Consider the following 25593-nt stretch of genomic DNA (forward strand, 5'->3'; position numbering starts at 1 on the left):
AGTTATCTTAATCGGATTTTTTAGTGTAAATTAATATAAATCAATCTTTTATTTGTTTTCATGAATACGTTCTCAAGCCAAATTACACATATTACACCTGAACATGCGCATAAAAGTCTTGCCCCATCCAATCCGTATATCACTTATCAAACCCGTAATCTGCTCTACCAGCTTAACAAAATTGGGCAAAGTGGACAAGTGCTATTGGGGCATCAAAGTACCAATACGCTGGGACGGAAAGGCATTAAAAATGTTGGAAATTCGGATATAAAAATGGCATGTGGCCAGTTTCCGGGGATGGTCAGTTATGATCTGGGCTGGATGGAACTGAATAATGGTGCGGTATGGCTAGAAGGCCGCGTCGCACATCTTATTGATGCAATCAAATACTGCCGGAAAATAGGCTTGCCCATCTGCTTGTCTTGGCATACACGCAACCCCATCGACAAGGTGTATGACCAAAAAAACCGAAATGCCAAAGGAAAAATAAAAGATTTGGGAAATACAGTGGCTCAGATCCTTATTAATCCAGCAGTAAAAAAGACTTATCTGTCCTGGTTAGCTATGTTGGCTGATTTTTTCGGACAGCTGCAGGACGAGAACGGCAACTTAATTCCTGTTTTATTCCGGCCGTTCCACGAATGCAATGGGAGGTGGTTTTGGTGGGGCAAAACGGCCTGTTCGGCCAAAGAGTATATCGAACTCTACCAACTCACGCATGATTACCTGACGAAAGAGAAAAAGGTAGATCATCTATTATGGGTATACAATACCGATAAGGTTTTTTCCGAGGCTGATTTTATGGAGCGCTACCCGGGTGATGCCTATATCGATTTGCTATCGCTAGATTTCTATGATTCTCCGCGCTACAGTGCGACTGTTTTTCAGAAGAATCTTGACAAATCAATGGATGTACTTGTCCATTGTTCGAAGCAGTTAAAAAAGGGGTGCTTCATTGCTGAAGGTGGTCTAAAAAATTATAGCGATGCACATTATTTTACGGAAAGATGTGTTCATTATTTTAATAAGGATATAATCGCCTTTATTTTTTGGGCCAATACTGCTAAGAATTATTATGTTACTTATGCAGGTGACCCGCAACAAGGCGATTTTTTGGAAATGCTCAAAACGCATCCGATTTTGTTGGCGGATGAACTGGGGAAAATGAATATATATCGTTGAGTAGCTGGGTTATTCAATTAATTTGCTTTGGTGTCTTTCTAATATATTGTAGATGTGTTTCACATCTTGTGATTTTTCTTTTTGAACCATCAGCAAGGCATCCGCTGTGGAAACGAGTATGGTATCTTTGAGCCCTACGAACGCAGTATATTGCGTTGTTCCGATGGACATGTTGCCAAATTCATCCACGGGATGACCAACATCAACCAAATAGTCATATAAGGACTCGAAGGAACCTAAATCTGACCATTCAAATGCGGTCTTTACCACCCTGATTTTTGTGGATCGTTCCATAACGGCGTAATCGATACTAATGGAGGGTATTTCTTTGGAAAGTGCTCCATCAAGCCAACCGTCATGACTGGATTTCCATGTTTTTAAGGCGGCGGAATACACGTTGGGAGCATGTAGTTTTAATTCTTCCAATAAAGTATCTGCCCGAAAGCAGAACATTCCAGAGTTCCAAAGGAAATTGCCGCGTTCCAAAAATGATTCTGCTGTATCCTGATTTGGTTTTTCGCGAAAAGAGCGTACCTGATCGTCTTCGTATTCGATATAGCCATAGCCGGTCTCAGGCTTGGTGGCCTGAATGCCGAAGGTAACCAGATAGCCTGAGCGTGCTTTGTCGACTCCGGCAGTGATCGCTTCTGCATACGCTTCGTCGCCGATAATTAAATGATCGGAAGGTGTCACTAAAAGGATATCGGTTGGGTCCGAGGCCAGGGCCGCAAAGGCAATGGCTGCTGCGGTATTGCGTGGGTAGGCTTCGATAATCTGCTGATGGGCCACCTGCATGCTGTCTAAGGTCTCTTCACTCAACTTATAATTGTCTTTGTTGCCAACGACCAATAGGCTATCGGTCAGGAATTGATTGCGTTTGATGGTCATTCCAAAAAGGGAACCTTCTTTAAATAAATTTAAATATTGTTTAGGCTGATTTTTGCGTGATAGTGGCCATAGGCGGCTGCCAACTCCACCACTAAGGATGACATGTTTGATCTTACTCATAATTTATCGTTAAAATGTAGGATGTTAATTCTTCACTATTTGCAATGATTAGATATTGTGTTTACCAACTCATTTGCTTTGCTTTCTGCTTAACGGTATTTTCCTTTAAATAATCATGGCTTTACTGTTCTTAAAGGATTCTTTTTCGGCTACGACCTGCCGTAGACCATGACTGGAAAAGCGATGGGTACGTTTGTTGTAGTGGATATTGATGTCTTTCTGAATACAAAGTTGTCTTCCTGTAAAATCACAATCGCGGTATTCTTCCCCGATGATACGGACCTGGATAGGTAAGGCCAGAAGCATATCAATCAAATCCTGCTCTGTCTCGTAGGGAATAATTTCGTCGACATATCGGCAGCCTTCTAACTGGATATAGCGTTCAACAATGGTCTGGGTTGGTTTATTTTTTGTTGGATTGACTTCGGCGGGGTCGGTATTGAGACCGATAATGAGGTAGTCACAGTGGACTTTGGCCTCTTCTAACATCATAATGTGTCCAGCATGTAGGAGATCGAAAACTCCAAAGGTTATTCCAATTTTCATCTAATTATCTTTTTTTAATGGCTGATGAGAGCTCGCAAGCTCGATTTCATCTTTTTTTGATTTGTAAATGGTCTAATGGTGCTCAATAGTCAGCTGCTTGTTGTTGTCTCTTACGGACTGTGGCTACTATGCACTGGCTTCGTTGTTTTGATGGCTTGGACTGCTCCACTCTTTTTCAGCCACTAAGCGTCTTAATGCGGAGCTTGAAAAGCGATGATCGCGACTGTTATAATAGAGGATAATGCCTTTTTCTTCGCAATAGGAGCGGCCTGTGAAATTTTTCTCCCGATATTCATCGCCTAAAATCCGGACATCAATGTTAAAGGAACGCAAGACGTCTTCGAGATCTTGCTCAGTGGCATAGGGAACAATCTGGTCAACAAATTTGCAGCCTTTAAGTTGAATGTAGCGTTCGACGATAGACTGCGTAGGTTTGTTTTTTTCTGGCCGATCTAATGTCGGGTCGGTCTGTAGACCACAGATTAAATAATCACAGTGGTTTTTTGCATCTTCCAGCATTTTGATATGACCTGCATGCAGAAGGTCAAAAGCAGAGAATGTAATTCCAATTTTCATTTCTTTTGATTTTATGGTTAAAAATAACGGTTCACATGTAGCATGAGGCCTGATCCACTATAGTACAACTTGCCCTGATCGGTCGCAAAGGTGGCGCCTATGCGGGTTTTGTGCAAGAATTCTCGTTCGGCGCGGATCAGGAAGGAAAATTGATTGACGGGTGTAAAGGAATCTTTATAGGGGGTATGAAAATGAGACCCTGTTGATTTTCCGAATTCACTGGTGGCAAATGTACCATAGTGCCTGGCAAAGGTTAGCTTACTGATTATATACCATTGATATAGACTGAACTTGGAGCCCAGATGGCCTGCAACCACCCTGTTACTAATAAAAAAATCTTTGGGATAATGGGCCTGGCCGGGCCTCACGGACTGTGCCGTGGCAATTAGTGGACTGCCCATTCCCAGTCCCTTATAGGACCAGCCCTCCAGATATTCTGAATTGTTATAATAGTCTTCGTCTCCAGATTGGGTAGGCTTGGACCAGGGATAACCAGCCTGATTTTTGGAATAAAAAAATTCGATTAATAGGCTCTGCCAATCAAAGGCTTTACCTGCCTTTGTGTGAAATGCCTTATTGCTGAGCGTAATGCCGTTTAGACCATCTTTTATATTGGCCAGTTTGGAGAGGGCACCTACATCGTAAAAATTTTGCCGATAGACCAAAAGCTTTATATTCCCAAAATCATAGGAGAATCCAAGGTCTATCGATCCTTGGTGATTTCCTATTTTTGAGCGGGGTACGGGGCTGCCTTTCCCTCCAAAGGCCTTTCCGAAAGAAACATAGTTCAAGGTTTGGAATAAATTGAGGTCAAAGGCTTCACCATAGCGTTTCTTTTCGCCTCCAAATTGGGCCTGATGGTTAAATCCGCCTATAAGATTTAATTTCCAGCTGGGTTTACCAAAATTGAGATAAAATGATTTTTGGAGAAGATAGGTTTCCAGTTCATAATCTTTAGTGGGTACGAGAAATGCGCTGGGATTCATCTCCGATTTGCCCATATAACCTAAGGCAAAATTACCTTTAAATGCGAATATTCCGCCAAACCAAGGAAGGCGATAGTAATCTGGGATACTGATCTCCGCTTTCGGAACGCCGAGTGCATTTCCCGAAACAGCGAAATTTCCGGAGCTGAGCAGGCTGTCGCCGTTTAATCCCATGACTTCCTTACTACGACCTAGCCGGAATTCGGCCGCATGATATTTGAGCTTGACATGGGCTTCAATCAGATCGCCATGGACTTTTTTGCCCAAATTGACCCTTCCTTCCAGGGCATAACCCCAATCAAAGGAACGTGGACGCTGCCCCTGCTTTGGGCTAGCGTAATTTTTAAAGACGCGCCCAATAACACTGGAAGAGGCGCCTTCAAGTGGGATGGATCCGTACTGGTTGGCACGCATCCATAAAGGTACGCCTTGATCATTGATATATCCGGCATTGACTTCCAGAAAAAAATGGGAATTACCAGTACTATCCTGTTGTGCCTGGATTTGCAATCCCGGATAGCTAATCTGCAGAAGGATTGACAGTAAGGCATACAGCCGAATCCCTCTTGTCGATTGAGCAAAGTATCGACTGAATTGTCTAACATAGTCTTTTCGCATCATATTAGGGTTTAGGTGAATCAACGAGTTCGCTTGCCGGATGTGGTGCAAAAGGATTGCGGTACCGTCGAAGCTTTTCTTTTAGAATTAAATAAAAGAAGGGCATATCGTCGAGGATGTACCGTTTCCATAAACGTTTTGGTTCTTTCACAAGACGGTATAGCCATTCTAATCCCAGGCGCTGAATCCAAAGTGGCGCTCTTTTTAGTGTGCCCGCTTCAAAATCTATCGTGGCACCCAGGGCCATAAATAGTTTGACGCCCGGAAGTTGGTTTTTGTATTTGTATATCCATTTTTCTTGTTTAGGGGCGCCAACGCCAACCACAAGGACGCTCGCTCCAGATTGATTGATCAGCGCAATGATTTCCTGACATTCTGCTTCATTTTTTTCAAAACCAAAACTGGGAGAATGGGCTCCAACCACCATTTGGCGACCTGCCTTTTGGTTGATATTAACGGCTGCCTTATGGGCTATCCCCGGTGCGGCTCCCAGTAGGAATAGGCTGATGTCTTCATGCGTTTTGTGATAATCATAATACATGGGAAACAAGGTAGATCCTGGAATGACTTGTTGCACAGGCCTTCCCAATAGGCGTAAGCCCAATTGTACAATATTGCTGTCGCAAATGATCCATTCGGCCTGATTATAAATCTGGTAAAAATCATGGTCCTTCTGTAGTTTCATTAAATGGTCTACATTAGGCGTAATGAGAACGCCGCTATCCATTTGAGCCAATAGTTCCGGGAGCTGGATATCAAGCATCTTAATATTAAAGATTTGTTGTGTTTTCATGTATATTGCTTAGACGTTAGAACCAAATTTTTTGCGGAGTTTCACAAAAGGCATTTCTACTTTATAAAACGAGAAGAGGGAAAATACAACTGTAATCACTGTGACAGATAGTTGCCATTGTAGGCCATATTTTGCAAAGTGCAGGGTCGATAGCGGAATGGCAAACCAATGAAATAAATAGATGGAATAGCTCAACTTGCCGATATATACCAGTATAGGATTGGCAAAAAGACTGTGGTGGATCGTATGCTGTGTCGCATAGACAATATGGACAAGCACGGGGGCTAGACATATTCCCTGAATGGTATACCTTAGGGTTTCTCTGAACGCTTCATCACGCCATAGGAACGTAAACAGAAGTCCAAATAGAGAGATAATCAAAATCAAATTAGTTCTCAGAACACTATAAATGCGCGCTTTGTACTTGCTCTTGTACAGTAAATATGCAAGTAGGGAACCATATAGAATGGAATCTATACGGGTGTGGGTCAATGAATAATTGTATTTTTCATAGAGCGCCGGATCCTTTAATTGGATGACGTAATAGAAGCGGAATACTAAAGGGATGATCAACAGGACTGTACAGAGTAGGATATGGACCGCTCTGTATTTGTAGGTCCAGAAAAGCATGATGGGATAAAAGAGGTAATAATGTTCTTCAATGGATAGCGACCATAAAATTTTAAATGTGCTCCAAAGGGGATGTTCTTGTTGATAATTAATAAAATAAACATAAAAGTAATTTTCAAAATAGAACAGGGCTGCTCCAAGCTGCGCGGTAATGATTGGCACCCGGTGAATCAATAATACGATAACTGTTGCAAGGGAAAAGAATAATAGGGCCGGGTAGAGCCGGAATGCTCTCCGGATATAAAAATTGACAAAATTGATGGTATGGGTTGTCTGAATTTCATGAAGAAGAAGTTTGGCAATGAGAAATCCGCTGATGAAAAAGAAGACCGTGACCCCAAATCCCCCCGGAATTAAGTGCCCCAATCCGATATGGGATAAATATACAATGAGAATGGATATTCCTCTAATCCCGTCAAGTTGCTTTATATTTTTATTGTCTAATAACATGGTATAAATTCGCTTATTTAACTCTTCTGTTTTCTCTATCGACCAAAACTTGTTTGTATTTAAATATTTTTTCTAAACCGATGAGGATATTGCTTCGATGTGCGAGTAACTGCTTGGCAACGTAGGCTTTTAGCCCGAATTTATGGGCATTGGATACGAAGTATAAAACAGAATATTGATACCTGGACAGGTGGTAGCTTCTTAGTAAATCATTGACCCGGATGGTCTCATCAAAGCGGGATTTGAAATAGGCTGGATTTACGGTATTGACGATGCTACCTTCTCGGACGGTTACGGTATAGAGGATTTCTTCTTTGACGGTGAAGGAACTGCATAGGATGCCGCATAGGCAAGAAAACCACATGTCATTTCCTGCAATGACTTCAGCAAATCGGATCCGATGTTGTTCTATAAAACGGCGCCGATAGACTTTGCCCCAGGGTACTGAATATTTGTAGCGTACATCCATCTTGCCCCGCTGTTGAAAATTGGTGATCAGCTCGTTGAAAAAATGATGACGATGACTTGTTTGATAGCTTTGTGAATCGACAGAATTTACTTTGTAGCATATTAAATCTTTATCATAGGCTGGAATACGGTCGAGCTCATGGGCAAGTGCAGAAGTAAAGTAGTCATCTGAATCCGCAAAGAGAACATAGGTGCCACTTGCCATCTCCAGGCCGATATTACGGCTCGCCCCGGCACCTTTCCCGATGCTATTAAGGTGCAACTTAAAATTATAGAACTTTTGCAGATGTTGCAGTTTTTCCTTTTCGTTTTCTTGGCTGAAGTCATCGACAACGATGATTTCCAGATCTTCGCGCTTGGGAATTGACTTCATTAGCCGGTGCAGCAATTCAGCTGAATTTTTGTGGGGAATGATGATGGAGTAGGTCATAGCTAGGTAATAAAAATATCGTTAATCGTTTGATTGGATAGGGTGTTATAATGTTGTTCGGCACGCTCAAGTTGCTCGAAATGCGCTTGCCGTTGAACAAGGATGTCGCTGAGCTGGCTCGTAATATCTTGTGCTTCTTGTTGCGTGTCTAGTAGGAGTGACTGTAAGCCTGCGTCAATAAATATCCCTTTAATCTTTACATGTTTATTGATATCGGTTACTATGATGGGGAGGCAACCGTATTTTGCCGCCAAGAGCGCAACATGTAAGCGATTGGTGAGCACTGCTGCTGCAGATTGATAGTAATGTGCATTTGCGAGCCCTAGTTGCTGCTCGTGGAAGTGAATCGTTGCATCAGGTTTGATCGCTGCATAGAGTTGCTGGCTAAAGGCTGCATCCGAAGCGACTTGATAGACGATTTCAAACTGGTATTGATCGGCATTTTGACGTACAAGGGCTTGGATGAGTTGGAGCAGGTCCTGCTGATAGCCATCAGCGCTGTCTTGATGGACGGCGCTGCGAAAAGAAAGTAGGACCTTTGGCCGGCTGTCTAGGCCGGTAGCCTGGGCTGGAAGTGGAGCAGTTTGTGGTTGGAATGTCCAGCATAGATCAGGAAAAATCTTGGCTTGTGATATGCCCAATCTTTGGGCATATTGGAGCGATAGACTATCCCGAACATAATAATAACGGACAAAAAGAGCCCTAAAGCGTTCGCCAATGTTGCCAAGGGGGCTTAACGGACCTAGTGAAAAGCCGATCTTAATAATTCGTACGCCCAGGAGATAGAGCAGCAGGTAAAACAATCCTGATAGGATATATTTTAATCCGGTAACATTTGATGTCGTTGACTGATCTCCTGGAGGAGAGGCAAGAAAATAGACCTGTTGTTGGGGCGAGAAAATTGCTTTTACAGCACATTTTAGCAACTGGAGATGGAATTCTAACGGTTGGGAACTTGATTTTTCGATTTCTTGCAGGGCTAAAATCTCTGTATAATAATCGGGCATGCCTTTGTCGCTCACAACGACGCGACTGAATTGACGAAAGAATGCGAGCAGGCTTTTATTGATCAGTTGGTCGCCAATATTATGGTATTGTGTATATCCTTTATAAAACAAAATGTTAGGCATGGTTAACTAGGCTTTGGTAAAATGTATAATATTGCTTTTCGATTTTCAGGATATTAAAATTCTCGGCATAATCCCTGCGTTTTTGCTGTAGCGATGGATCGTTTACAGCTGAGTTGTTGAGTTGTAGGCGTAGTAATTCACTGAGATGTTCTTCATCTTTGGCTATGAGTTGTGGTTCGATTTGCTCAATCAGTTCGGTCAAACCGCCACCATCTTGCATGACCAGGACGGGCTTACCCAAATGGAGGCATTCGATGGCCACCAGCCCAAATGGTTCGGAAACGGATGGGAAGACACAAACGTCCATAGCCTTTTGATAGGCACGCACATTTTTTTGATAGCCGGTAAAATAGATGCGATCGGTTAAATTTAGCTCTTCAACCAACCGTTCGAGCTCTTCTCTTTCCGGGCCGTCGCCAACTAAAAGTAGGATGGCTTCTGGGTAATCTGTACTTATTTTGGCAAAGCTCTGGATGAGTAGGTCTACACGCTTCCAGCTGATAAACCTGCTGCTTGTCCCAATGATATATTTGCCCTTGCATGCGGGAAAATGCTCAAATACCAAGCTGCTGTCAGCTGTTTGGATAAAATGCACGCCATTGTAAATGGTTGTGTTGTAGGTTGTTTGCAGCCCTTTGTCCACCCAATATTGTTTGGAGTATGTGGAGTTGTTGATGATACCTTTGCAGTGATTATTCATCTGCCACACTTGTAATCGGGCTTTTATTTTATGGTAATAGCTTTGCTTTCTCCGGATCGCACCGGCAGTATGTACAGTGAAGATGACAGGTATACTTGACTGTGCCAATGTGCGCAAGAGGAGTGGCTTGAAAATATGAAGCTGCGCAAGATCGTAGTCCTTGACAATGTTGTGGATGTTTTGATAGCGGGATATGTGCAGATCAAAGGGTTTAAGGACTTGAAAGTATATTTTAACGTCGAGATCTAGCATTCTTCTGTTGGCTATTTTATTTTCGGCCTGGCAGCATAAAATGGCTACTTCGAGGCTTGGGTTCTGTAATTGGGCCTGAACCAGGTAATACAGGTAACTTTCTATACCCCCAAAGAGAAAATCGTGAACGACATGTAATATCTTAAGTTTTTGCATGACTAATGGACTTTTGCTGACGTTGATAATGATAGAATAAGTTGCCTTTGCTTAACATATATAGTGCTAAACAGAGCGTGGGGATGGTACCCAATAAGGTAGAACCTGCAATATTTCCGATAAACAGAAAATAAATATAATATTTAAGGTAGCTGTATTGCGGCGCGACTTTTAACCGCATGACTTTAAAGAGCAAGACGGCAAAAAAGAGCAAGCCCAATACACCGAAATAGAGAAAGATGGAGGCATAGCCTACGTCGGCAGGGATCAGCCCCTGACTACGACCGTTTTTATCGACGAAATCACCATAGCGTGACTTGCCCAAAGAAAACATGCCATTGCCAAAGATATCATTTAAAGGGCTCCGGGAGACGTCATTAAAATAAAATTTATAGGCCGCAAGCCGGACATTGTCATCTCCGTCCTGTTGCGATTCCAGCTCTTTATTAGTTCGCTCCTGTAGTCCCTGAAAGATATTAGAAGCAAGGATGGGCAGTATAAATATGAAACTTCCCAGCACAATTACAGCACCAATTTTTTTGGCTAGACTAGACCCTTTCAGGTAAAATAATAATCCAAGCAGTGAGCTGATCAGAATGGTCTGACGACCTAATTGAAGCACGATGGTGATGAAAAAGAGCGCGATCAGTAAAAGCCATTTTCTCTTGTTTCCATTCAATTTATACTTGTTTATGGCAAGAAAAAAAGCCAGATACAAAGGGCCGCCACCAATGAGTGTCAAACGGATTCTAGACAGGCCCCGTTCGGTATCAATTTCCTTTCCTATTTCACCATAGCCCAAAAATAACCGTGTTGGTGCTACAGCTAATGCGATGTAAAAACAGACTATAAAGAGGACTGTAAACCACCATAATAATCGTTCCGCTTCCTTCGTTTTGAGATTGCGCTGAAGCAAATAAAAATAGAGCAGGAAGGAAAAATAGGGCAGACAGGAGAGCAATGTGTCGATAATACTCTGCCCCCAGGTCATCATACAGACCATGGAGGAGAGGAAGATGATCCCAATAAATAAACGAATGGGATTTGAAAATACATCTTTGTAGCGACTGTTGAAAAACCCGGATGCTACTGCTCCCATCAGATATAGGAGAACAGGGTAAAAAAATAGTTTCCAGATATCGTCTGTAAACCCCAATGGCCGGAATAAACGAACATAGAGTAGGCAGAACAATAGCACGAATGCGCCTGCGGAGCTAAGTTTATTATGCCTGCTGAAGATCTCCATCGTATTGAAAGGTCAAAAAATTGTCGGCTAAAGTGCGCTCCTTTTCCAGTGCTGCCATGGGTATGCTGTAATCTATGCCCCACTTGCTTACTTGAGGGAGGTCCTGAATACTGTTTATGACCCTATTCTCCAGGCTCAGCTTTTTTACAAGATTGAGCACACGGTGCGGGTTGGATGGTTTGTAAACGCTATAAAAGTCTTTTTGAAAGTTTATGGCGAATGCTGTTCCATGAAATGAATTGGAGACAACAAAACGGCATTTGTCAAGTACATCCAAAAATTCGGCGGGGCCGAGGTCGGCAAGCGTATACTGGATAGGAAGCTTGGTTTTTACCTTAAACAGAGAAACAATCGGTAAGGATAATTCTCGTGCGATACGGTGGGCAATTGCAATGGTTTTGCTATCGTTATCAAACGTGTAGAGCAAAATAAATTCCTGAGGGAGACCGCTCACCGGCTCGCGGATGCTTAACCAGTCGTTTTTGCTAAGTAAAAGGGTTGGATCGAGCACGACTTGTACATCCTGTTTAATGGGATTAAGCTGCTGCCGTAAATATTCTTCCCGTACGGCGACTGCTTGATAACTGTCGAGATACTGTTTCAATTGCTCAAGCTCCAAGGCATTAAAGTCACGGGCGCCAGCACTCGATGCGTAGGCAAATTTGCGAGGTGAATGGTCGGTATCCAAGAAATAGACAGGGTCCAACTGACCTCCGGTAAACTGCGGATTCCAGAGCTGATCGCTGCCACTTACTAAAATGTCAAAGCTAGCAGAGACTGCACGAAACTCGCCGATATGATGAACAGCCGATGTAAGTGGAATATAGTGCTTTAAAAAGGCGTTAAACTTTTGTTCCTTTTTATAATTGCGCCTGAGTATATAATAGGTTATAAAATGTTTGACATTTTGCACGGACGGTTTTTCCGGATCCCACAGCTGATGGCGGTATTTTCTAGTTAATGCCTCCTGTTGATAATCAATACAATAACAATTGCTGTATTTCTGATTTATAAATTGACATAAGGCATAGGCTTGTAGCATGCCGCCATAGTTATATACATTGTGAAAAGTAACAATTCCGATTTTCATTAGGCAAAAAATTTAGTGATTTGATCGACTTCTAACCGTGGTGAAGAGGCAATTTCTAGCGTGTCTGGTAAATAACCCGCCGAAATTACCAAACCAATCCGTTCATTATCGGGTATGTGAAGGAGTTTGCGTAAACGCGCATCTCGTTTATGGTCTACGCTCCAATTAAGCGGACAGGCTCCAATCTCATGGTGATGAAGTGCGTTGAGCAATGACATGGCAAACATGCCTGTATTTATGTAGGATTCATTTCGGTCATTTGGCCCTTGGAAGTAGGATATATTGGCCGTTAAAATAAATAGCGTGCTTGCCAAATGTCCAAAACCCCGGTTGCCATATTGAAGTTTAAGTACTTCTTCTTTTACTTCGGGCGATGTGATCACATAAATTCGATTGAGCTGCCGATTGCAGGATGTTGGTGATTTCATGGCGAGACCAATGCATTTTTTTAAGATTTCTGCGGGAATGGGCCTGCTGGAATAATTGCGGCATGAATAGCGCGACGATGAGAATAGGTCAAAGGGATGATCCTTGTATTTGAAATATTCTTCCCGTGTAAACCGTAGTTGGTGAACCTGTGGGGATTGTACAATTGAATTGGAGAATTCCTGATACTGCTGGGTAATCTCTTCGGGCAATGTAAAAGCTTGTTCTTGATGAAAGTAAAAATATTCGCCTAAAACTTTCTTGCTATGCTGATACTCCAGGCACCTGATATCATAACCTTCTTTCTTAAATTTTTGTAGTAAATCAATGAGATCCTTGATGACAGGTAGGCCAAATCCTAGTCTAGTCTCGGGCATGGTTAAGCCTTTCTCAATAACATGGTATAGGATAGTCAGACGACCTTTATAAGCATCCTCGTTGGAAAATAGCTGTTTTACATTTGAATATTTGTAAAATCTGACCAGATCATAATAATAGATGCGGAAAACACGCATGTAAACCAATGCGTTCTTACCTAATATAGCTTTTATACGATTCATACACTAAGACTTATATTTTTTTTCTTTATCTTTCTAATAGCCGCATTCACGATTGTCCGCTCCGATGCATTGATGCCCAACAGGTAGATGCTGAGGGACATGACGATGGCATTGAGCATGACCGTAAGGAATAGTCGGAGGATGGAGAAGTCTAGACAGTATTGAAGTAAAATCATGGTACATACAGCAATACTCGATACCAATATAATCTTGACAATGACCTCAGTGAAAAAACGATTGATTCCTATTTTGGTGACTTTATGACAGATGATTAAACGCAATGTCAGCGATACAACTTCCATGCTGCTCATGGCCAGAAGTACCTGAAATACAGTACAGCCATGTTGTAGTAAAATATAGGTTATGGGGACAATCAGAATAATGGTGCTACCCACAACAGATTGATACAACTTGATGTTTCCGCTGGCTTGCACCGCAGATTTTAATCCGGTTGATAACTGATTAATGACTGCATTGATCAGGATAATCGTACAGAAAAGCCCGGTTGCTGGTGGTATTTTGGGAAGCCAAAGTTGAAGGACGCCATTCATCTCGGCAATAAGCGGGATAACGACGAAAAGAAGCAACAGGGTGGAACTTTTGGATGACAACAACGAGAGTTTGGTCATCCGTGCCCGGTCTCCAATTCCCTCACTTTTCATGATCTGTGGGTTTAGGGCTTTGGAAATGATTACTGAGAAGGACTGAAGCTGCGAATTCATTTGCTGTGAAATCGCATATGTACCATTTATATTGACGCCCAAAAAGCGGTTTAGCACGACCGCAATACCTTGGCTGGAGGCAACATAACAGATCGATCCAAAGAGGTTCCAGGTAGCATAGGCTAGCATTTCTCGGAAGAGATATCCTTCTTTTAACCATTTCATCTGTATGCTGGACTCCTGGTATTTTATTCGGCACCATAGTGATTTTGCAATACGGATCACAATGGTGGTAAACACGATGCCGGCACTGTAAGCAATCAATTTATGCGCGCTGAAAAAGGTGATATAATATGCTGCACCTAGCTTGAGTATCGTCTCGACGATGCCAATGATGGCGTCAAATCGCATATCTTCTTTGGCATTGATCAGTGAATCGTAGGGGACAGCGTTGACCGTGAAAAATGTGCTTACAACCATCATATGGTAGCAACAAGAAGCTTCAAACTGCTTGTCGGCGGGAATTTTAAGAAAACCACCCAAGAGCCAAATACTAAGTACCTCAAGCACCAGGACAATGATTAGGCTGATCATAAAGTGGATGCTCACACTCGAATTGAATATTTTCGTTAACGTATGGCTATCATTTTTACCGAGATGATACGAAAGGTAGCGCTGGGTGGTGATGGTCATGGCGCCATTAATAAAGGCAAGCATCAGGATAACGCCTGCGATCAGGTTGTAAATACCAAAATCGGCAATGCCCAGTGCACTGATTAAAATCCGGGTACTGTATAATGTGACAACGGCCGAGAAGATAAGCTTGCCATATAGAAAACTCGTGTTCAATAATATTCGTTTAGCGGAGTTATTCATGGAGTGATCGCTTAATTTTTATTTCTTGTTCCAAAATTTCCACCAGGGCTGTTTCTCTTCTTGCCCATAATCGCCATAACCGTAGCCGTAACCATAGCCATAATTTCGCTGATAGCTGCCTTTGGCCTGAATATCATTGACCACAAACTGTATGGGTTTGATTTTTCCTTTCTTTTCCAGGTCGTTCGGAATAAATAGCTGCTCCTTGAAAGTGAAGTCTTGGCGGATAATATAAAGACAGACATCGGCATAGCGATTTAATAGTTGTGCGTCAGTAACCAGTCCCACGGGCGGAGCATCGATGAGAATGTAATCATAACGGTCTTTGAGGCTGTTTATCAGATCTGCTGTTCGCTGAAGTATCAACAATTCGGCGGGGTTAGGGGGAATAATTCCGGCCTGAATAAGATCCACAAGCTCATGCTTGCCTGATGGGGTAATGATTTCATCTATTTCCATGTCGGGACGGACGACATAGTGCGAAAACCCTTTCCCTGCGTCAATGGATAATTTGGAAGTTAAAGTGGGTTTGCGAAGGTCAAGCTCCATCAATACCACGCGTTTGTTTAGTAAGGCCAGTGTGACGGCTAGGTTCAAAGCAATGTACGACTTCCCTTCACCGGACATGGAGGAGGTAAATAGGATGGTCTTGCCGCCCTGCAATACAAATTCCAGATTGGTCCGCAATGCCCTAAACTGTTCGGCTATAGGTGATCTTGAAGTCTTGGTAATCACAACCTGCTCATGGCTTTGGTTGTGCGCAATTGCTCCCAGGACGGGCAGATTACTCCGGCTCGTAATATCTTCTATCGAACGAATACGTACATTAAGCAGGTCTTTGAGATAAATAATTCCTAATGGCGTGATCAGGCCTGCTAACAATCCTAATATGTAGATAAGTTTTTTTTTCGGGGCGATGGGAAATTCATCTGCCTTGGGTGAATCAATTACTTTGGCATTGGCGACGTTGGCTGTTCGGCTAATTGCTGTTTCTTCCCATTTTTGTTGTAGAAATATATATTGCTCCTGTTTAATCTGCTGCATTCGCGTAAGATCAATAAATCCGCGCTCGATGGTAGGTACTTCTGAAAGTTGATTTGTCAGCAAGTCGCTTCTTTGCTGCTGTTTATTTCGTGATAGAGCCAGTTGTTGCCTTGTATTTTGAATATTGGCAATCATATCTGCACGCAGGCCCTGCAATTGTTTGTCAATATTTTGAATAATCGGGTTATTGACCGTATTGCCCAATAGTAATCTTTCACGCTGCAAGACCAGCTCATTGAAGCGCGGGATCAGCGTGTTGAAGGAAATATCTTGTGGGATAATGGATGCCGGCACTATCCTTGGATTGCTACTGTCTTTAAGGTATTTGCTGATATCATCTAGTATGGCAAGCTGCGTTTCAGCTTCGGCGAGAGATTTGGTATACTCTGAGGAGGTATGCAAGAGGATTTTGCTCTGCTCGGAGATGTCAGCCAGACGGGCATTCTTCTTATAGCCGGATATTTTATTTTCTACTCCCGCAAGTTCCTGTGTGACAAATTTAAGTCGTGCATTGATGAAAGAAAGCGTCGAATCAGCAACTGCATTTTTATCATGCAAATTTCGTTCGATGTACTTTTGAATCAAGGTCCGCAAGACCTGTTCGCCACGCTGGGCAATGCCGTGATTTAATGTTAGGTCTATAGTGGATACATTTTTATTGGTAACTTCAATGTTGAGCGATTCTGCTAGACTTCCGACCGCTTTTCTAACGGGGACGATAGAAAAGCCAAAGGTCATTCCTTCGGCGGCAGGATATTCTTTTTTGTGGAGGGTCACGGTACCTACGCTGGGCAAGCGAAAGGCCCGGTCGTAGCTGATGCGAAAGCTGGTGTCCGCATTGGACAATTCGACGGTTTTGCTGTCAATTAAAAGGGCCTTAAGGCTGATGCCGTCAAGAATAGAGTCCGGATCTGAAAGTAGTTGAAGATCAATGGGGGCCAACATGACTGGAGCATTATGCACCTGTCCGGCGTTGAAATAGGTGATATAGGTTTTTTCGGCGAGCACCGCTTCGCGAAAAAGATCAGCCGTTTTTAATACCTCTACCTCATTGTCGACAGAATTTTTTGCACCCATAAGGCTTGAAAGGTCCAACAAGGCCGAGGGTTCCACCATTCCGCCCTTTTTATCGTCAGATACAAGCAATTTGGCCTTAATGGTGTAGGTGGGGTTCGTATACCGAAGGTAGAGATAAGCCAGGCTTAATCCGAGGAGCGCACATAGGGCAAACCAATACCAATTGCTATAGAGTCGCCGAATAAATTGTATCAAATCACGATTGTCCGATTTGGTGTCTTCAAAAGTTAATTCGTCTTCCCAGTCGTTTATTTTCTTCATATAAATGATAGTTAGAGCGTGTAAGTTTAGTAGTTGAATGAAAATGCAATGATGGATTTGAATACATCAATTTATACGGGTGAATACGACGACTAATAAAGATAGAAATGAACCTATCAGTGCAAAAGTTTGCGTCCGTGAAGCATTATTCATTGCTGCTTTGCCTTTTCCGGGCTCCACATAGATTACATCGTTTTGTTTCAGATAGAAATATGGAGAACTAAAGAGCTTACTGTCGTTAAGATTGAGCCGGACGAGTTCTTTTTGTCCATCGTGATCCCGCGCCAAAAGCACGTTGTCCCTACGGCCATAAATGGTCATATCCCCTGCTAGTCCCATCGCGTCAAGAATGGTGACTTTCTCATTGGGTAAACTATAGGTCGCTGGTCTGGTGACCTCCCCCAGGATAGTGACTTTAAAATTGGCGAAGCGCACAAGCACATTCGGGTCGTTATAATATTTTTTTGCCAGATTGGTGATCTTTTCTCTGGCCTGAAAGGTGGTTAATCCCTTAACATAAATATCACCCAACAGGGTAATATTGATATAACCGTTTTTGTCAACCAGATAACCCGATATCAGTTGATTGCCCACGTTGCTGGCTGAACTGGCCCCCACAGCCTGTACAGGTGTGGCCTGATTGGAAATGGCCGCCGAGGCGGGATCTGAGGTCTGGACCGTAATATTTAATATATCATCCTGTTGGATGGTGGGATCTGTAAAGGCTGTTGATGCACGCAATAAGCGGATTGAATCGGCCGGAAGATCGTTAAAGTAAACCGTTTTTTTTACAGAACAGGACTGTAATAAAAAAAGGGTAAGTAGTAGATATAATAAATACTGGGGGTTGTGTAAATGGATTTTAGGAATACTCATGTTGATCGTGTTGTATGTGTTGTAGAATTGTAGTTCATTGTTGTAGAACAGCTTGTACCTGTTCTCTTATTTCTTGGTTTTTTACCCTGCAATCTTTAAATAAAGTGTTGATATTGTGTGTTGTATAGTACTGTTCCAGTACCTTGGTATGTTTGCTATGGTGCACATCGGTACCAACGAAATCGATAAGTCCAGCATCAATCAAGTGTTTGGCCGCTGTTTTTTCCCGGGAGCCATAGTATCCGGTGGGGGATAGCAGGTTAAGCTGCAGGTAACATCCACGATCACGCAATCTTTTGATATTTTCTATGGAACCATGGAAGTAGATATAGCGTTCCGGGTGAGCCAATATGGGTTTATAACCCAAGGTCAGCAGCTTAAAAATATCCTGATCGATGGTTCGGCTTTCGTGGATGTAGGACATTTCTATTAAGATGAAATTCCCGGGAAGTGTCAGCAATTCCTGTTCATTCGCGTTGGATACGATGGAATGAAAGTGGCTGTCAACCATATATTCTGCTGCGTAGCCCCCACTTACAGTATACTGTTGCTGTAGGGTTTGGTATGCAGTTGCAATAGACTTGGGGGTATTGGGATGTACTTCCTGATATACATGCGGCGTAAAGTAGAATGTGGATATGCCTAGCTGCATGAGTGAATCCAATAAGGCTATGCTTTGGGCAACGGATGTACTACCATCGTCTATTCCCGGGAGTATATGTGAATGAATATCAGTCCCCAGCCATTCTAAATTATATTTCGAAGTATTGCGCTTAAAAAAATGCCACATCTGTTTATTTGTTTTTGATTACTCCGTGAACCTGAGGATTGTAGAAATACCCGGCCGGAGCGACCGGCCGGAATATCTCCCTACAATCACAAGTCAACACTTGAGTTCTTTGATATTTTAATTTGTATATTGATTTTAAAATGCATTTTCTTCTCCTTTAATCATGTTGATCGCTGTCATGCAGACAATCTTAAAATCCAACATGGCAGACCAGTTGCTTAAGTAGTCCAGGTCGTATTCCACTCTTTTTGCCATGAGCTGTGGGTCTTTTGTTTCGCCACGATATCCGTTAACCTGTGCCCAGCCTGTAATACCAGGTTTGACAAAATGACGTACCATATAATGCTGAATTAGTTTGCTATAGTGTTCGGTATGTGAAAGCATATGCGGTCTTGGCCCGACGACACTCATCTGTCCCAGAAAGACGTTGATAAATTGTGGGAATTCGTCAAGATTGGTCTTTCTGAGAAAGCGTCCAATTGGCGTGATGCGGCTGTCATCTTTTGAAGCCTGTTTGGCATGGGAATCTTTATTCTGAACCATACTCCTGAACTTGAAACAATCGAAAGATTTATTGTTGCGGCCAGAACGGGGCTGTCTGAAAAAGATGGGGCCGGGACTTTGTATTTTAATAATAATGCCAACTAAAGGAATCATCCAGCTTAAAATAAAGACCATGACAAAGGATGAAATCAAAAGGTCAACGAAACGCTTTTTTAACCTGTTTTCCATGGATGACATGGGCTCTTCATGCGATTTTAGCACAGGAAGCTGCATGGTTAAAGGTTCTTGACGACCGTTCCCATAGGCAATGTTGGCGGTAATAGTGGGAACAAAATTGAGCTGTACGCATTGGTGATCTGCAGCTAGGATGAGTTCTTGACTACAGTCTGTAATATCATTTGAACCAATGAGAAATACATCGTGAATACCCGCTTTGGAAACTTCTTCAAAGTAGCGCTTAAAGATGTCAATCTTTTCTTCTTTACTGAGGTCTTTTTCGTCCGATTCAAAGGGAATCGTGTCTACTGTGTAGAAAGCGTTTTGCCTAGAGAAAGCGGCTGCAATATTGTCTAGATTTTCATAGTGGCCGATCAAAGCTACTTTTTTATTCCAGTTAAATCGTTTTGGCAATTTAACATAAATGTAAGTGAGCAAAAATCGGGAAATCAAACAATACAGAAAAACGATGATCGTAAGGGAAATCAGAAAGGAACCGATGCCCGTAAATGGGTGTGCTAAAAGTGCGTAGCCTGAGAAGACTATCGTCAAGGCTGTTGCAGTTTTCAGGGTGGCTCTGTAGATGCGCTCAATATGCTCGATCGTGGCATCATTATACAGATGGTGGATGAGCGATAGTGCTAATGCGGCCAGATTGAACATGGCCCAGAATGAATAGTAGTTACTTGAAATGACCTCCTCTGTGTCAATGAATCCATTAGCTGTGCTCCATGAATTTACAAGTAAAAAAGACAAATTTAAGCAAATGGCGTCTGTTATTATAAGTAACATTTTAATACAAGTTAACGCACGGTTTTGAACATATTTTAGCATAACACTGAATGATTAGTCAATTCAATGGATGATAAGGTTGTCTTTGAAAACTATCACGATAGATGTAACAACTAGTGTATTTAATATTGTATAAGGGTGTTGAATTTCCTTATAGCGTATTTGAATAAACTAATGTTTTAAATGTCTTAATTTTTGAAAATAAGATTCGTTCCGGTGATTTTAATTTTCTTAGTTAGCCATATTATCCAAAATAATTTTTAGCCTGCCTCTTTGATTTATTAGTGACAGGTGCTTTGCAGTTTCCCGCGTACTCAGTGTTGTTTGTAGATTGTAGATCTAAGTTTGATCATTTATGTACAAATCGCAGGCCAATTATAGGTGTATTTGTTTTTTTTAATCGGTTAATTATTGAAAAATAATGTTTTTTATTGGTTTGTAGTGTTTTAATTGTTTGAAAAATATAAAATTTTTATTTTTTATTTATTTTTATTGGAAATATTGTATTGAAAATAGGTCAGTTGTTTAAAAGTTGTATAAAAAAATGGATGTACATTCATTTGTTTGTATATAATAGCTAAATTTTATTTAAAAAAAATATGAAATGTATCTATTTTAATGTTTTTATAATTGTTTTATGGTTTTTTTACGATTAAATAATGTGTTTGCTGTGTATTGGTGGTATTTTATTTATTATTTTGTGTTTTTATTGAATTTTATTTGTCTTTTTTTTAGAAATATGGTTATTTGTGTTTTCTTTTAGTTCTTTTACCCAAAGGTCTGGTCGGTTTTTTTAAATGCTTCTGATTTCCGGCTGTTCTATTCATAAAAAACGAAAGGAAAATCTTATGAGCGAATTAACTTGGAAGGGCCGTTGGAATGAAATCAAAGGTAAGGTAAAACAACAATATGCTGATCTTACGGATGATGATTTACTTTACGCTGAGGGTAAAGAAGATGAGTTGGTAGGAAAGCTTCAGAAGAAGATTGGTAAAACACAAGATGAGGTGAATAGTTGGCTGAACGGATTGTAGAAACAAGTGTTTTTTTTTAATAATCTGAATAGGTAAGCGGTTTCGCTCTTGCTGTTTCTACAAAAACTTGATTCAACTTGTGTGATTCTGTACTTCTGGAAATAGAATATTGATGTTTATGTAAGATATTTATCAAATGGCGAGAAATATTACCGCTATTTAGATGAAAATCTATAACTTTAGTAAAGAACTTTAATATAAAATCCAAAGGCATGAACCACCATAATTTTATGAGCGCCATTGATCAGAGCATTTCTGAAGGCGTTAGGAGAGGTATACTTCATCTGATCCAAGAGGGCAATCTCGCAACCGACAATTTGATCCAAATTAATGGCTCCGAATTAGTGAACTTTACTTCTTGTAGCTATCTGGGACTGGAACACGATGAACGTCTAAAAAGCGCTGCCATAGCTGCCGTGGAAAAGTATGGTGTACAATTTTCTGAATCGAGAGCATATGTGTCCATCGATTTATACCGGGAATTGGAGCAGTTGATGAGTGAGATTTTTGAAGCTCCCACTATTGTTGCTCCTACGACGACACTCGCGCATTTGTCTGCAATCCCTGTAATCCTGGATCCAGAAGATGCGGTCATCGCTGATCAGCAACTTCATAATTCAGTATTGAGCGGTATAAATGTATTTAAGGCAAATTGGCCAATCCACTTTGAAGTCCTTCGCCATAATCGTTTAGATGTCTTGAAAGAACGTATCGAAGCACTGCAAAAAACGTATAAAAGGGTTTGGTATTTTGCCGATGGGGTGTATTCCATGTTCGGTGATCGCTGTCCTGCAAATGAGATCTTTAATTTGTTGGACTCCTTTCCCGCATTTCATACGTATATCGACGATGCACACAGTATGAGTATATTGGGCAAAAACGGAAAAGGATATATACTTAGTAACCATACTATACACGAGCGGATGATTGTAGCCTCATCGATGGCCAAAGCCTTTGCTACAGGTGGAGGTATTTTGGTTTTTCCGAATAAGGAAATCGCCAGGAGGGTGCGCGCCTGCGGGGCGCCGTTCAATTCCTCCGGTCCTTTGCAGCCAGCGACCTTAGGTGCTGCGGTTGCCTCTGCAAAAATCCATTTAACGGACGAAATATATGTGCTGCAAACTGAACTGGCAAATAGGATAAAATACGCAAACTCATTATTTAAAGCCACCTCATTGCCATTAATTTCGAATTTTGATTCGGGGATATTCTTCGTTGGTACTTCAAGGGCCGAGCTGGCATATAGTATTATGGGAAAAATGATCAAGCGCGGATTTTTGTTGAACATCGGAGTATTTCCCGCTGTATCCAAAAACCATTCAGGCATAAGATTTACAATGACAACACTGCAGTCCTATGATCAGATAGAAAGAATGATAAAAACGCTGAACGAAGTATTTTTTGAAACTTTAGGCGAGCATCAATATTCCGTCGATCAGATTTATAGCGCATTCAAGGTTGTCGCCCGTCTGGAGGATCGTGCAACCGGCGAATTCATTAGCGAGTATAGCGCTGAAAAAGACTAGCATATACAATGCCATTTCTGCTAAAGAGAAAAGTTGGAGGGCATAGATCTTATAAACGAGCGATGTCCTCTTATGAATTTCTGGAATTATGCTGAGAATATACGGTTTGCTTATCCGGCAGGCTCTTCGACCGAGTTATAGGCCCACCCTAAAATGTTCTTGATCGAAGCTTTGATCCTGTTCAGCCCTTCAGGGGTGGAGATATCGATTTCACAGACGGTACTTTTGGTATGTGCCGAGTGGAGAACAATATAATAGATGCCTGCAACCAGAATAGTAACAACAGCCCTGAGGTCGAGATCCTTACCTTGAAGTTCTTTATCTGCAAAGGCAAAGAAAAGAGCACTCATCTTTTCCCGTTCCTGCGAAATCTCAGACATTAGTGCAGATTCCTCGCAGATCTGCCAGGCCAAAATCTTTTGCATTTCGGTATTGGTAAGAAAATCTTCCAGTTGATTTAATAATAAAGATTCTAAAAACCCCCGTGACCCCACCTCGGGCGCATTTCCAAAATATCCAACAGCGTTAATCGTTGCAGAAAGCCAATAGTCTTTGCCTCTGATGTAAGTTTCTACCAAGTTGTCGAGCGTCCCAAAGTATAGACCGATGAGCTTGCGGTCGACACCGGCCTCCTTTGAAATATTTGCGATCGTAAGCCCTGAATAACCTTTTTCTTCAAGTACTTTGCCAACGGAAGCAATTAACTTCCCCATGGTTCGTTCTTTATTATTTTTTTCTCCTTGATATTTTTTTCTCGACTGTTGTTTATTGGTCATAATACTGCTTGAAATCGAATGATTTAAAGATTGATATCAAATATAAAAAAAATTAACTTAGCATACAGTTAATTCGTTAAAGAGTTGTAGGTTATTTAAACGTACGGTTATAAAAAATGCTACATATAACGTTGAGTAGTATCGTAACCATACTATGTTTCCATCTTTTGAAAAACATAGTATGGTTAAACAAGAATCATCTATTTGACCTTAACCAGCTCGACACGGCGGTTTTTTGCTTTGTTTTCTTCGGAGTCGTTGGCTACAAGCGGTCGCTCGGCGCCGTAACCTTTGGCTGATAGGCGTGACTTGTCTATTTTTTGCCCTACTAAAGCAGTCATCACCGCGCGCGCTCTATCATCAGATAGTTTTTTATTATGTGCCGCATCACCTGTATTGTCCGTATGCCCCTCAATGGCAATTTTAAGGGTGGGGTCATTTTTTAGCGCTTCGGCAATCTGAATAACCAGATCAGTGCCTGCTGTGGTTATGCTGGACTTATCGGTATCAAATGTGATGTAAACAATTGATTTTCCGGTCTCCGATAGATCCTTGCTGATGTCGTCTGCCGTGATTTTTTGGATGGTTTGTTTAAAGTTGTTTTCCTGCAGTATATTGAGCTTGGCACCAGCATTATTTGCTGTGTATTGAATAAAGATATTGCCCTGATTTTTACTGCGGATGACGTATACACGGATCTGTTCATCTGCATAGCCAATATCGCCCTCATCACCTTTATGGGGGTCTTGTTTGTGGTACCGTTCGTATTCTTCGCTTGTGATGCTGCCATCGAAAACTTTTACAGCACCTATTGATGCTAAGTAATCTTCCATACTCTTTTCAAAATAGCGTTGTGAAAACTGCGTCCCCTGCTCATTGGTAATATTTGCTTTATACAGCCTTCCCTCGTAGGGCTTCATGACGCCATTAATCGCGAAATAGCATACATCAAAGTCCTTATTGATGGGTTGGTTCATCTCCTTATAGCCTTTTGGTGGGGTAAAAAAAGGAAATACACCGATATCTGCAGCCGAATAAGGAATGCTCGCAAGGTCGAGCGTTGCCGATGTGTCAATTTTAGCAGGCTCCTCCGTCGCTGATGTATCTTGCGGAACGGGAGGTGCCGCGGTTTCTTTTGGTTTTTGATTACAGGAAACCATAACTGCTGCAAGTGCAAATAATAGTGCTGTTCTTTTCATGATCTGTTCTTTTCTTTTTTTGCAATGACAAATTTTGTGCCTAAAGGGCAAATAACAGGCCGATTTATTATAAAACAGAACATGCTGTAGGTGTCGACCGCTCACCTTTATTAAATGGGATGAATAGCGGCATGGCTAGATGTTCTGCCCGCTGATGAGAAGTACTTATACGCCTGATATGTATTTATACTTTTTTATGGGTTTAGGGATACGGGTCTTGTTCTGTATGTGCCGGTATGGCATAAAGTTTGGATTTAGCTTATTGATTTTAATAAAATCTGGATTTACAAAAACACATTAACTATGAGAAAATTTATTCAGACATTGGGACTAGGTATGCTTATCTTGACAGCAGTAATCAGCTTCACTTCATGCAGCAAAGACGATGATCCGGCAGATAACAATCTTTTTATCGGTAAATACGAAGGGAAGATTGCATTTGACGATCTCAAGGACAATAGTAAAGATGTACCTTCTGGCGACGGAAGCATTACGGTAACGAAAACTGGAAACACCTATAATTTTGCTTTCGGCAATGGCATTCCTAATCTTAACGGCGTTGACTTTGAAGAGAAAGACAACGTATTGGTCAATATCGGTTCAGCAGGCACTGGCGTGATCCGCATCGATGCCGGCAAATTAACAATCGGTTACACGAAAGACGACAAGGTGTGGACAGCGGATTGCCAGCGTAAGTAACAGTAACCTATATC

General features: G+C 41.7%; 23 protein-coding genes. 4 read left to right on the forward strand and 19 right to left on the reverse strand.

Annotated elements, in window-relative coordinates; translation table 11 throughout:
* Nucleotides 1-60 precede the first annotated feature (60 nt).
* Nucleotides 61-1182: a glycoside hydrolase family 26 protein gene (locus tag ABTV71_RS01190; RefSeq protein ID WP_433901999.1), complete on the forward strand. Its 1122-nt coding sequence runs from the start codon at nucleotides 61-63 to the stop codon at nucleotides 1180-1182.
* A gap of 9 nt (nucleotides 1183-1191) precedes the next feature.
* Here ABTV71_RS01190 and ABTV71_RS01195 read toward each other — a convergent pair whose 3' ends face one another.
* The 17 genes from ABTV71_RS01195 to ABTV71_RS01275 all read right to left on the reverse strand — a co-directional run bounded on the left by ABTV71_RS01195 (nucleotide 1192) and on the right by ABTV71_RS01275 (nucleotide 20345).
* The gene (locus ABTV71_RS01195) at nucleotides 1192-2190 is read right to left on the reverse strand and encodes a mannose-1-phosphate guanylyltransferase (RefSeq protein ID WP_121126880.1); all 999 of its coding nucleotides are present in this window, start codon (nucleotides 2188-2190) and stop codon (nucleotides 1192-1194) included.
* Between the two features lie 105 nt (nucleotides 2191-2295).
* Nucleotides 2296-2736 carry an adenylyltransferase/cytidyltransferase family protein gene (locus ABTV71_RS01200; protein ID WP_433902000.1) on the reverse strand — a complete coding sequence of 147 codons (441 nt, stop codon included), beginning with the start codon at nucleotides 2734-2736 and terminating at the stop codon, nucleotides 2296-2298.
* Between the two features lie 126 nt (nucleotides 2737-2862).
* On the reverse strand, nucleotides 2863-3312 hold the full coding sequence (locus ABTV71_RS01205; protein WP_121126882.1) for an adenylyltransferase/cytidyltransferase family protein: 450 nt from the start codon (nucleotides 3310-3312) through the stop codon (nucleotides 2863-2865).
* Nucleotides 3313-3329: 17 nt separating this feature from the next.
* Nucleotides 3330-4919, reverse strand: a complete 1590-nt coding sequence (locus ABTV71_RS01210) for a capsule assembly Wzi family protein (protein ID WP_433902001.1) — start codon at nucleotides 4917-4919, stop codon at nucleotides 3330-3332.
* A 1-nt stretch (nucleotide 4920) separates the two neighbouring features.
* Nucleotides 4921-5709, reverse strand: a complete 789-nt coding sequence (locus tag ABTV71_RS01215; RefSeq protein ID WP_121126883.1) for a WecB/TagA/CpsF family glycosyltransferase — start codon at nucleotides 5707-5709, stop codon at nucleotides 4921-4923.
* Between the two features lie 9 nt (nucleotides 5710-5718).
* Nucleotides 5719-6789, reverse strand: a complete 1071-nt coding sequence (locus ABTV71_RS01220) for an acyltransferase family protein (RefSeq protein WP_433902002.1) — start codon at nucleotides 6787-6789, stop codon at nucleotides 5719-5721.
* A gap of 13 nt (nucleotides 6790-6802) precedes the next feature.
* Nucleotides 6803-7687 (reverse strand): glycosyltransferase family 2 protein, encoded by an 885-nt coding sequence (locus ABTV71_RS01225; protein WP_433902003.1) that lies wholly within the window; start codon nucleotides 7685-7687, stop codon nucleotides 6803-6805.
* Nucleotides 7688-7689: 2 nt separating this feature from the next.
* Entirely contained in the window at nucleotides 7690-8817 is a 1128-nt protein-coding gene (locus ABTV71_RS01230) for a polysaccharide pyruvyl transferase family protein (protein WP_433902004.1), read from the reverse strand.
* Entirely contained in the window at nucleotides 8810-9925 is a 1116-nt protein-coding gene (locus ABTV71_RS01235; protein WP_433902005.1) for a glycosyltransferase family 4 protein, read from the reverse strand. The genes ABTV71_RS01230 and ABTV71_RS01235 overlap by 8 nt, the downstream gene beginning before the upstream one ends.
* A complete protein-coding gene (locus tag ABTV71_RS01240) occupies nucleotides 9912-11171 on the reverse strand; it encodes an O-antigen ligase family protein (protein ID WP_433902006.1) in 1260 nt (419 codons plus the stop codon). Before ABTV71_RS01240 ends, ABTV71_RS01235 begins: the two co-directional genes overlap by 14 nt.
* Nucleotides 11149-12261, reverse strand: coding sequence for a polysaccharide pyruvyl transferase family protein (locus ABTV71_RS01245; protein WP_433902007.1), 1113 nt, complete (start codon nucleotides 12259-12261; stop codon nucleotides 11149-11151). Before ABTV71_RS01245 ends, ABTV71_RS01240 begins: the two co-directional genes overlap by 23 nt.
* The gene (locus ABTV71_RS01250) at nucleotides 12261-13247 is read right to left on the reverse strand and encodes a nitroreductase family protein (protein WP_433902008.1); all 987 of its coding nucleotides are present in this window, start codon (nucleotides 13245-13247) and stop codon (nucleotides 12261-12263) included. Before ABTV71_RS01250 ends, ABTV71_RS01245 begins: the two co-directional genes overlap by 1 nt.
* Nucleotides 13244-14785: a lipopolysaccharide biosynthesis protein gene (locus ABTV71_RS01255; RefSeq protein ID WP_433902009.1), complete on the reverse strand. Its 1542-nt coding sequence runs from the start codon at nucleotides 14783-14785 to the stop codon at nucleotides 13244-13246. The genes ABTV71_RS01250 and ABTV71_RS01255 overlap by 4 nt, the downstream gene beginning before the upstream one ends.
* 18 nt (nucleotides 14786-14803) lie before the next feature.
* On the reverse strand, nucleotides 14804-17167 hold the full coding sequence (locus ABTV71_RS01260; protein WP_433902010.1) for a GumC family protein: 2364 nt from the start codon (nucleotides 17165-17167) through the stop codon (nucleotides 14804-14806).
* Nucleotides 17168-17233: 66 nt separating this feature from the next.
* A complete protein-coding gene (locus ABTV71_RS01265; protein ID WP_433902011.1) occupies nucleotides 17234-18043 on the reverse strand; it encodes a polysaccharide biosynthesis/export family protein in 810 nt (269 codons plus the stop codon).
* A gap of 34 nt (nucleotides 18044-18077) precedes the next feature.
* Nucleotides 18078-18833, reverse strand: coding sequence for a tyrosine-protein phosphatase (locus tag ABTV71_RS01270; protein ID WP_433902012.1), 756 nt, complete (start codon nucleotides 18831-18833; stop codon nucleotides 18078-18080).
* 135 nt (nucleotides 18834-18968) lie between these two features.
* On the reverse strand, nucleotides 18969-20345 hold the full coding sequence (locus tag ABTV71_RS01275; RefSeq protein ID WP_433902013.1) for an exopolysaccharide biosynthesis polyprenyl glycosylphosphotransferase: 1377 nt from the start codon (nucleotides 20343-20345) through the stop codon (nucleotides 18969-18971).
* Nucleotides 20346-21193: 848 nt separating this feature from the next.
* Between ABTV71_RS01275 and ABTV71_RS01280 the strand changes: the two genes are divergently transcribed.
* Together ABTV71_RS01280 and ABTV71_RS01285 are read left to right on the forward strand one after the other, a co-directional pair.
* A complete protein-coding gene (locus tag ABTV71_RS01280; protein WP_433902014.1) occupies nucleotides 21194-21379 on the forward strand; it encodes a CsbD family protein in 186 nt (61 codons plus the stop codon).
* Nucleotides 21380-21591: 212 nt separating this feature from the next.
* Complete coding sequence (locus ABTV71_RS01285) at nucleotides 21592-22905, forward strand: aminotransferase class I/II-fold pyridoxal phosphate-dependent enzyme (RefSeq protein ID WP_433902015.1); 1314 nt, start codon at nucleotides 21592-21594, stop codon at nucleotides 22903-22905.
* 110 nt (nucleotides 22906-23015) lie between these two features.
* Here ABTV71_RS01285 and ABTV71_RS01290 read toward each other — a convergent pair whose 3' ends face one another.
* Nucleotides 23016-23681: a TetR/AcrR family transcriptional regulator gene (locus tag ABTV71_RS01290; RefSeq protein ID WP_433902016.1), complete on the reverse strand. Its 666-nt coding sequence runs from the start codon at nucleotides 23679-23681 to the stop codon at nucleotides 23016-23018.
* Between the two features lie 200 nt (nucleotides 23682-23881).
* Nucleotides 23882-24880: an OmpA family protein gene (locus tag ABTV71_RS01295; protein ID WP_433902017.1), complete on the reverse strand. Its 999-nt coding sequence runs from the start codon at nucleotides 24878-24880 to the stop codon at nucleotides 23882-23884.
* A gap of 303 nt (nucleotides 24881-25183) precedes the next feature.
* On the opposite strand from ABTV71_RS01295, the gene ABTV71_RS01300 reads away from it, so the two are divergent.
* On the forward strand, nucleotides 25184-25579 hold the full coding sequence (locus ABTV71_RS01300) for a hypothetical protein (protein WP_121126956.1): 396 nt from the start codon (nucleotides 25184-25186) through the stop codon (nucleotides 25577-25579).
* Nucleotides 25580-25593: the final 14 nt, after the last annotated feature.

The sequence above is a fragment of the Sphingobacterium puteale genome (assembly GCF_050986225.1).
In the GTDB taxonomy this organism is placed as follows: domain Bacteria; phylum Bacteroidota; class Bacteroidia; order Sphingobacteriales; family Sphingobacteriaceae; genus Sphingobacterium; species Sphingobacterium puteale.

Excerpts from the sequence above, each read along its gene's own strand:
- ABTV71_RS01190 (WP_433901999.1), top strand. The coding sequence starts at position 61 with ATGAATACGTTCTCAAGCCAAATTACACATATTACACCTGAACATGCG.
- ABTV71_RS01195 (WP_121126880.1), bottom strand. The coding sequence starts at position 2,190 with ATGAGTAAGATCAAACATGTCATCCTTAGTGGTGGAGTTGGCAGCCGC.
- ABTV71_RS01200 (WP_433902000.1), bottom strand. The coding sequence starts at position 2,736 with ATGAAAATTGGAATAACCTTTGGAGTTTTCGATCTCCTACATGCTGGA.
- ABTV71_RS01205 (WP_121126882.1), bottom strand. The coding sequence starts at position 3,312 with ATGAAAATTGGAATTACATTCTCTGCTTTTGACCTTCTGCATGCAGGT.
- ABTV71_RS01210 (WP_433902001.1), bottom strand. The coding sequence starts at position 4,919 with ATGATGCGAAAAGACTATGTTAGACAATTCAGTCGATACTTTGCTCAA.
- ABTV71_RS01215 (WP_121126883.1), bottom strand. The coding sequence starts at position 5,709 with ATGAAAACACAACAAATCTTTAATATTAAGATGCTTGATATCCAGCTC.
- ABTV71_RS01220 (WP_433902002.1), bottom strand. The coding sequence starts at position 6,789 with ATGTTATTAGACAATAAAAATATAAAGCAACTTGACGGGATTAGAGGA.
- ABTV71_RS01225 (WP_433902003.1), bottom strand. The coding sequence starts at position 7,687 with ATGACCTACTCCATCATCATTCCCCACAAAAATTCAGCTGAATTGCTG.
- ABTV71_RS01230 (WP_433902004.1), bottom strand. The coding sequence starts at position 8,817 with ATGCCTAACATTTTGTTTTATAAAGGATATACACAATACCATAATATT.
- ABTV71_RS01235 (WP_433902005.1), bottom strand. The coding sequence starts at position 9,925 with ATGCAAAAACTTAAGATATTACATGTCGTTCACGATTTTCTCTTTGGG.
- ABTV71_RS01240 (WP_433902006.1), bottom strand. The coding sequence starts at position 11,171 with ATGGAGATCTTCAGCAGGCATAATAAACTTAGCTCCGCAGGCGCATTC.
- ABTV71_RS01245 (WP_433902007.1), bottom strand. The coding sequence starts at position 12,261 with ATGAAAATCGGAATTGTTACTTTTCACAATGTATATAACTATGGCGGC.
- ABTV71_RS01250 (WP_433902008.1), bottom strand. The coding sequence starts at position 13,247 with ATGAATCGTATAAAAGCTATATTAGGTAAGAACGCATTGGTTTACATG.
- ABTV71_RS01255 (WP_433902009.1), bottom strand. The coding sequence starts at position 14,785 with ATGAATAACTCCGCTAAACGAATATTATTGAACACGAGTTTTCTATAT.
- ABTV71_RS01260 (WP_433902010.1), bottom strand. The coding sequence starts at position 17,167 with ATGAAGAAAATAAACGACTGGGAAGACGAATTAACTTTTGAAGACACC.
- ABTV71_RS01265 (WP_433902011.1), bottom strand. The coding sequence starts at position 18,043 with ATGAGTATTCCTAAAATCCATTTACACAACCCCCAGTATTTATTATAT.
- ABTV71_RS01270 (WP_433902012.1), bottom strand. The coding sequence starts at position 18,833 with ATGTGGCATTTTTTTAAGCGCAATACTTCGAAATATAATTTAGAATGG.
- ABTV71_RS01275 (WP_433902013.1), bottom strand. The coding sequence starts at position 20,345 with ATGTTACTTATAATAACAGACGCCATTTGCTTAAATTTGTCTTTTTTA.
- ABTV71_RS01280 (WP_433902014.1), top strand. The coding sequence starts at position 21,194 with ATGAGCGAATTAACTTGGAAGGGCCGTTGGAATGAAATCAAAGGTAAG.
- ABTV71_RS01285 (WP_433902015.1), top strand. The coding sequence starts at position 21,592 with ATGAACCACCATAATTTTATGAGCGCCATTGATCAGAGCATTTCTGAA.
- ABTV71_RS01290 (WP_433902016.1), bottom strand. The coding sequence starts at position 23,681 with ATGACCAATAAACAACAGTCGAGAAAAAAATATCAAGGAGAAAAAAAT.
- ABTV71_RS01295 (WP_433902017.1), bottom strand. The coding sequence starts at position 24,880 with ATGAAAAGAACAGCACTATTATTTGCACTTGCAGCAGTTATGGTTTCC.
- ABTV71_RS01300 (WP_121126956.1), top strand. The coding sequence starts at position 25,184 with ATGAGAAAATTTATTCAGACATTGGGACTAGGTATGCTTATCTTGACA.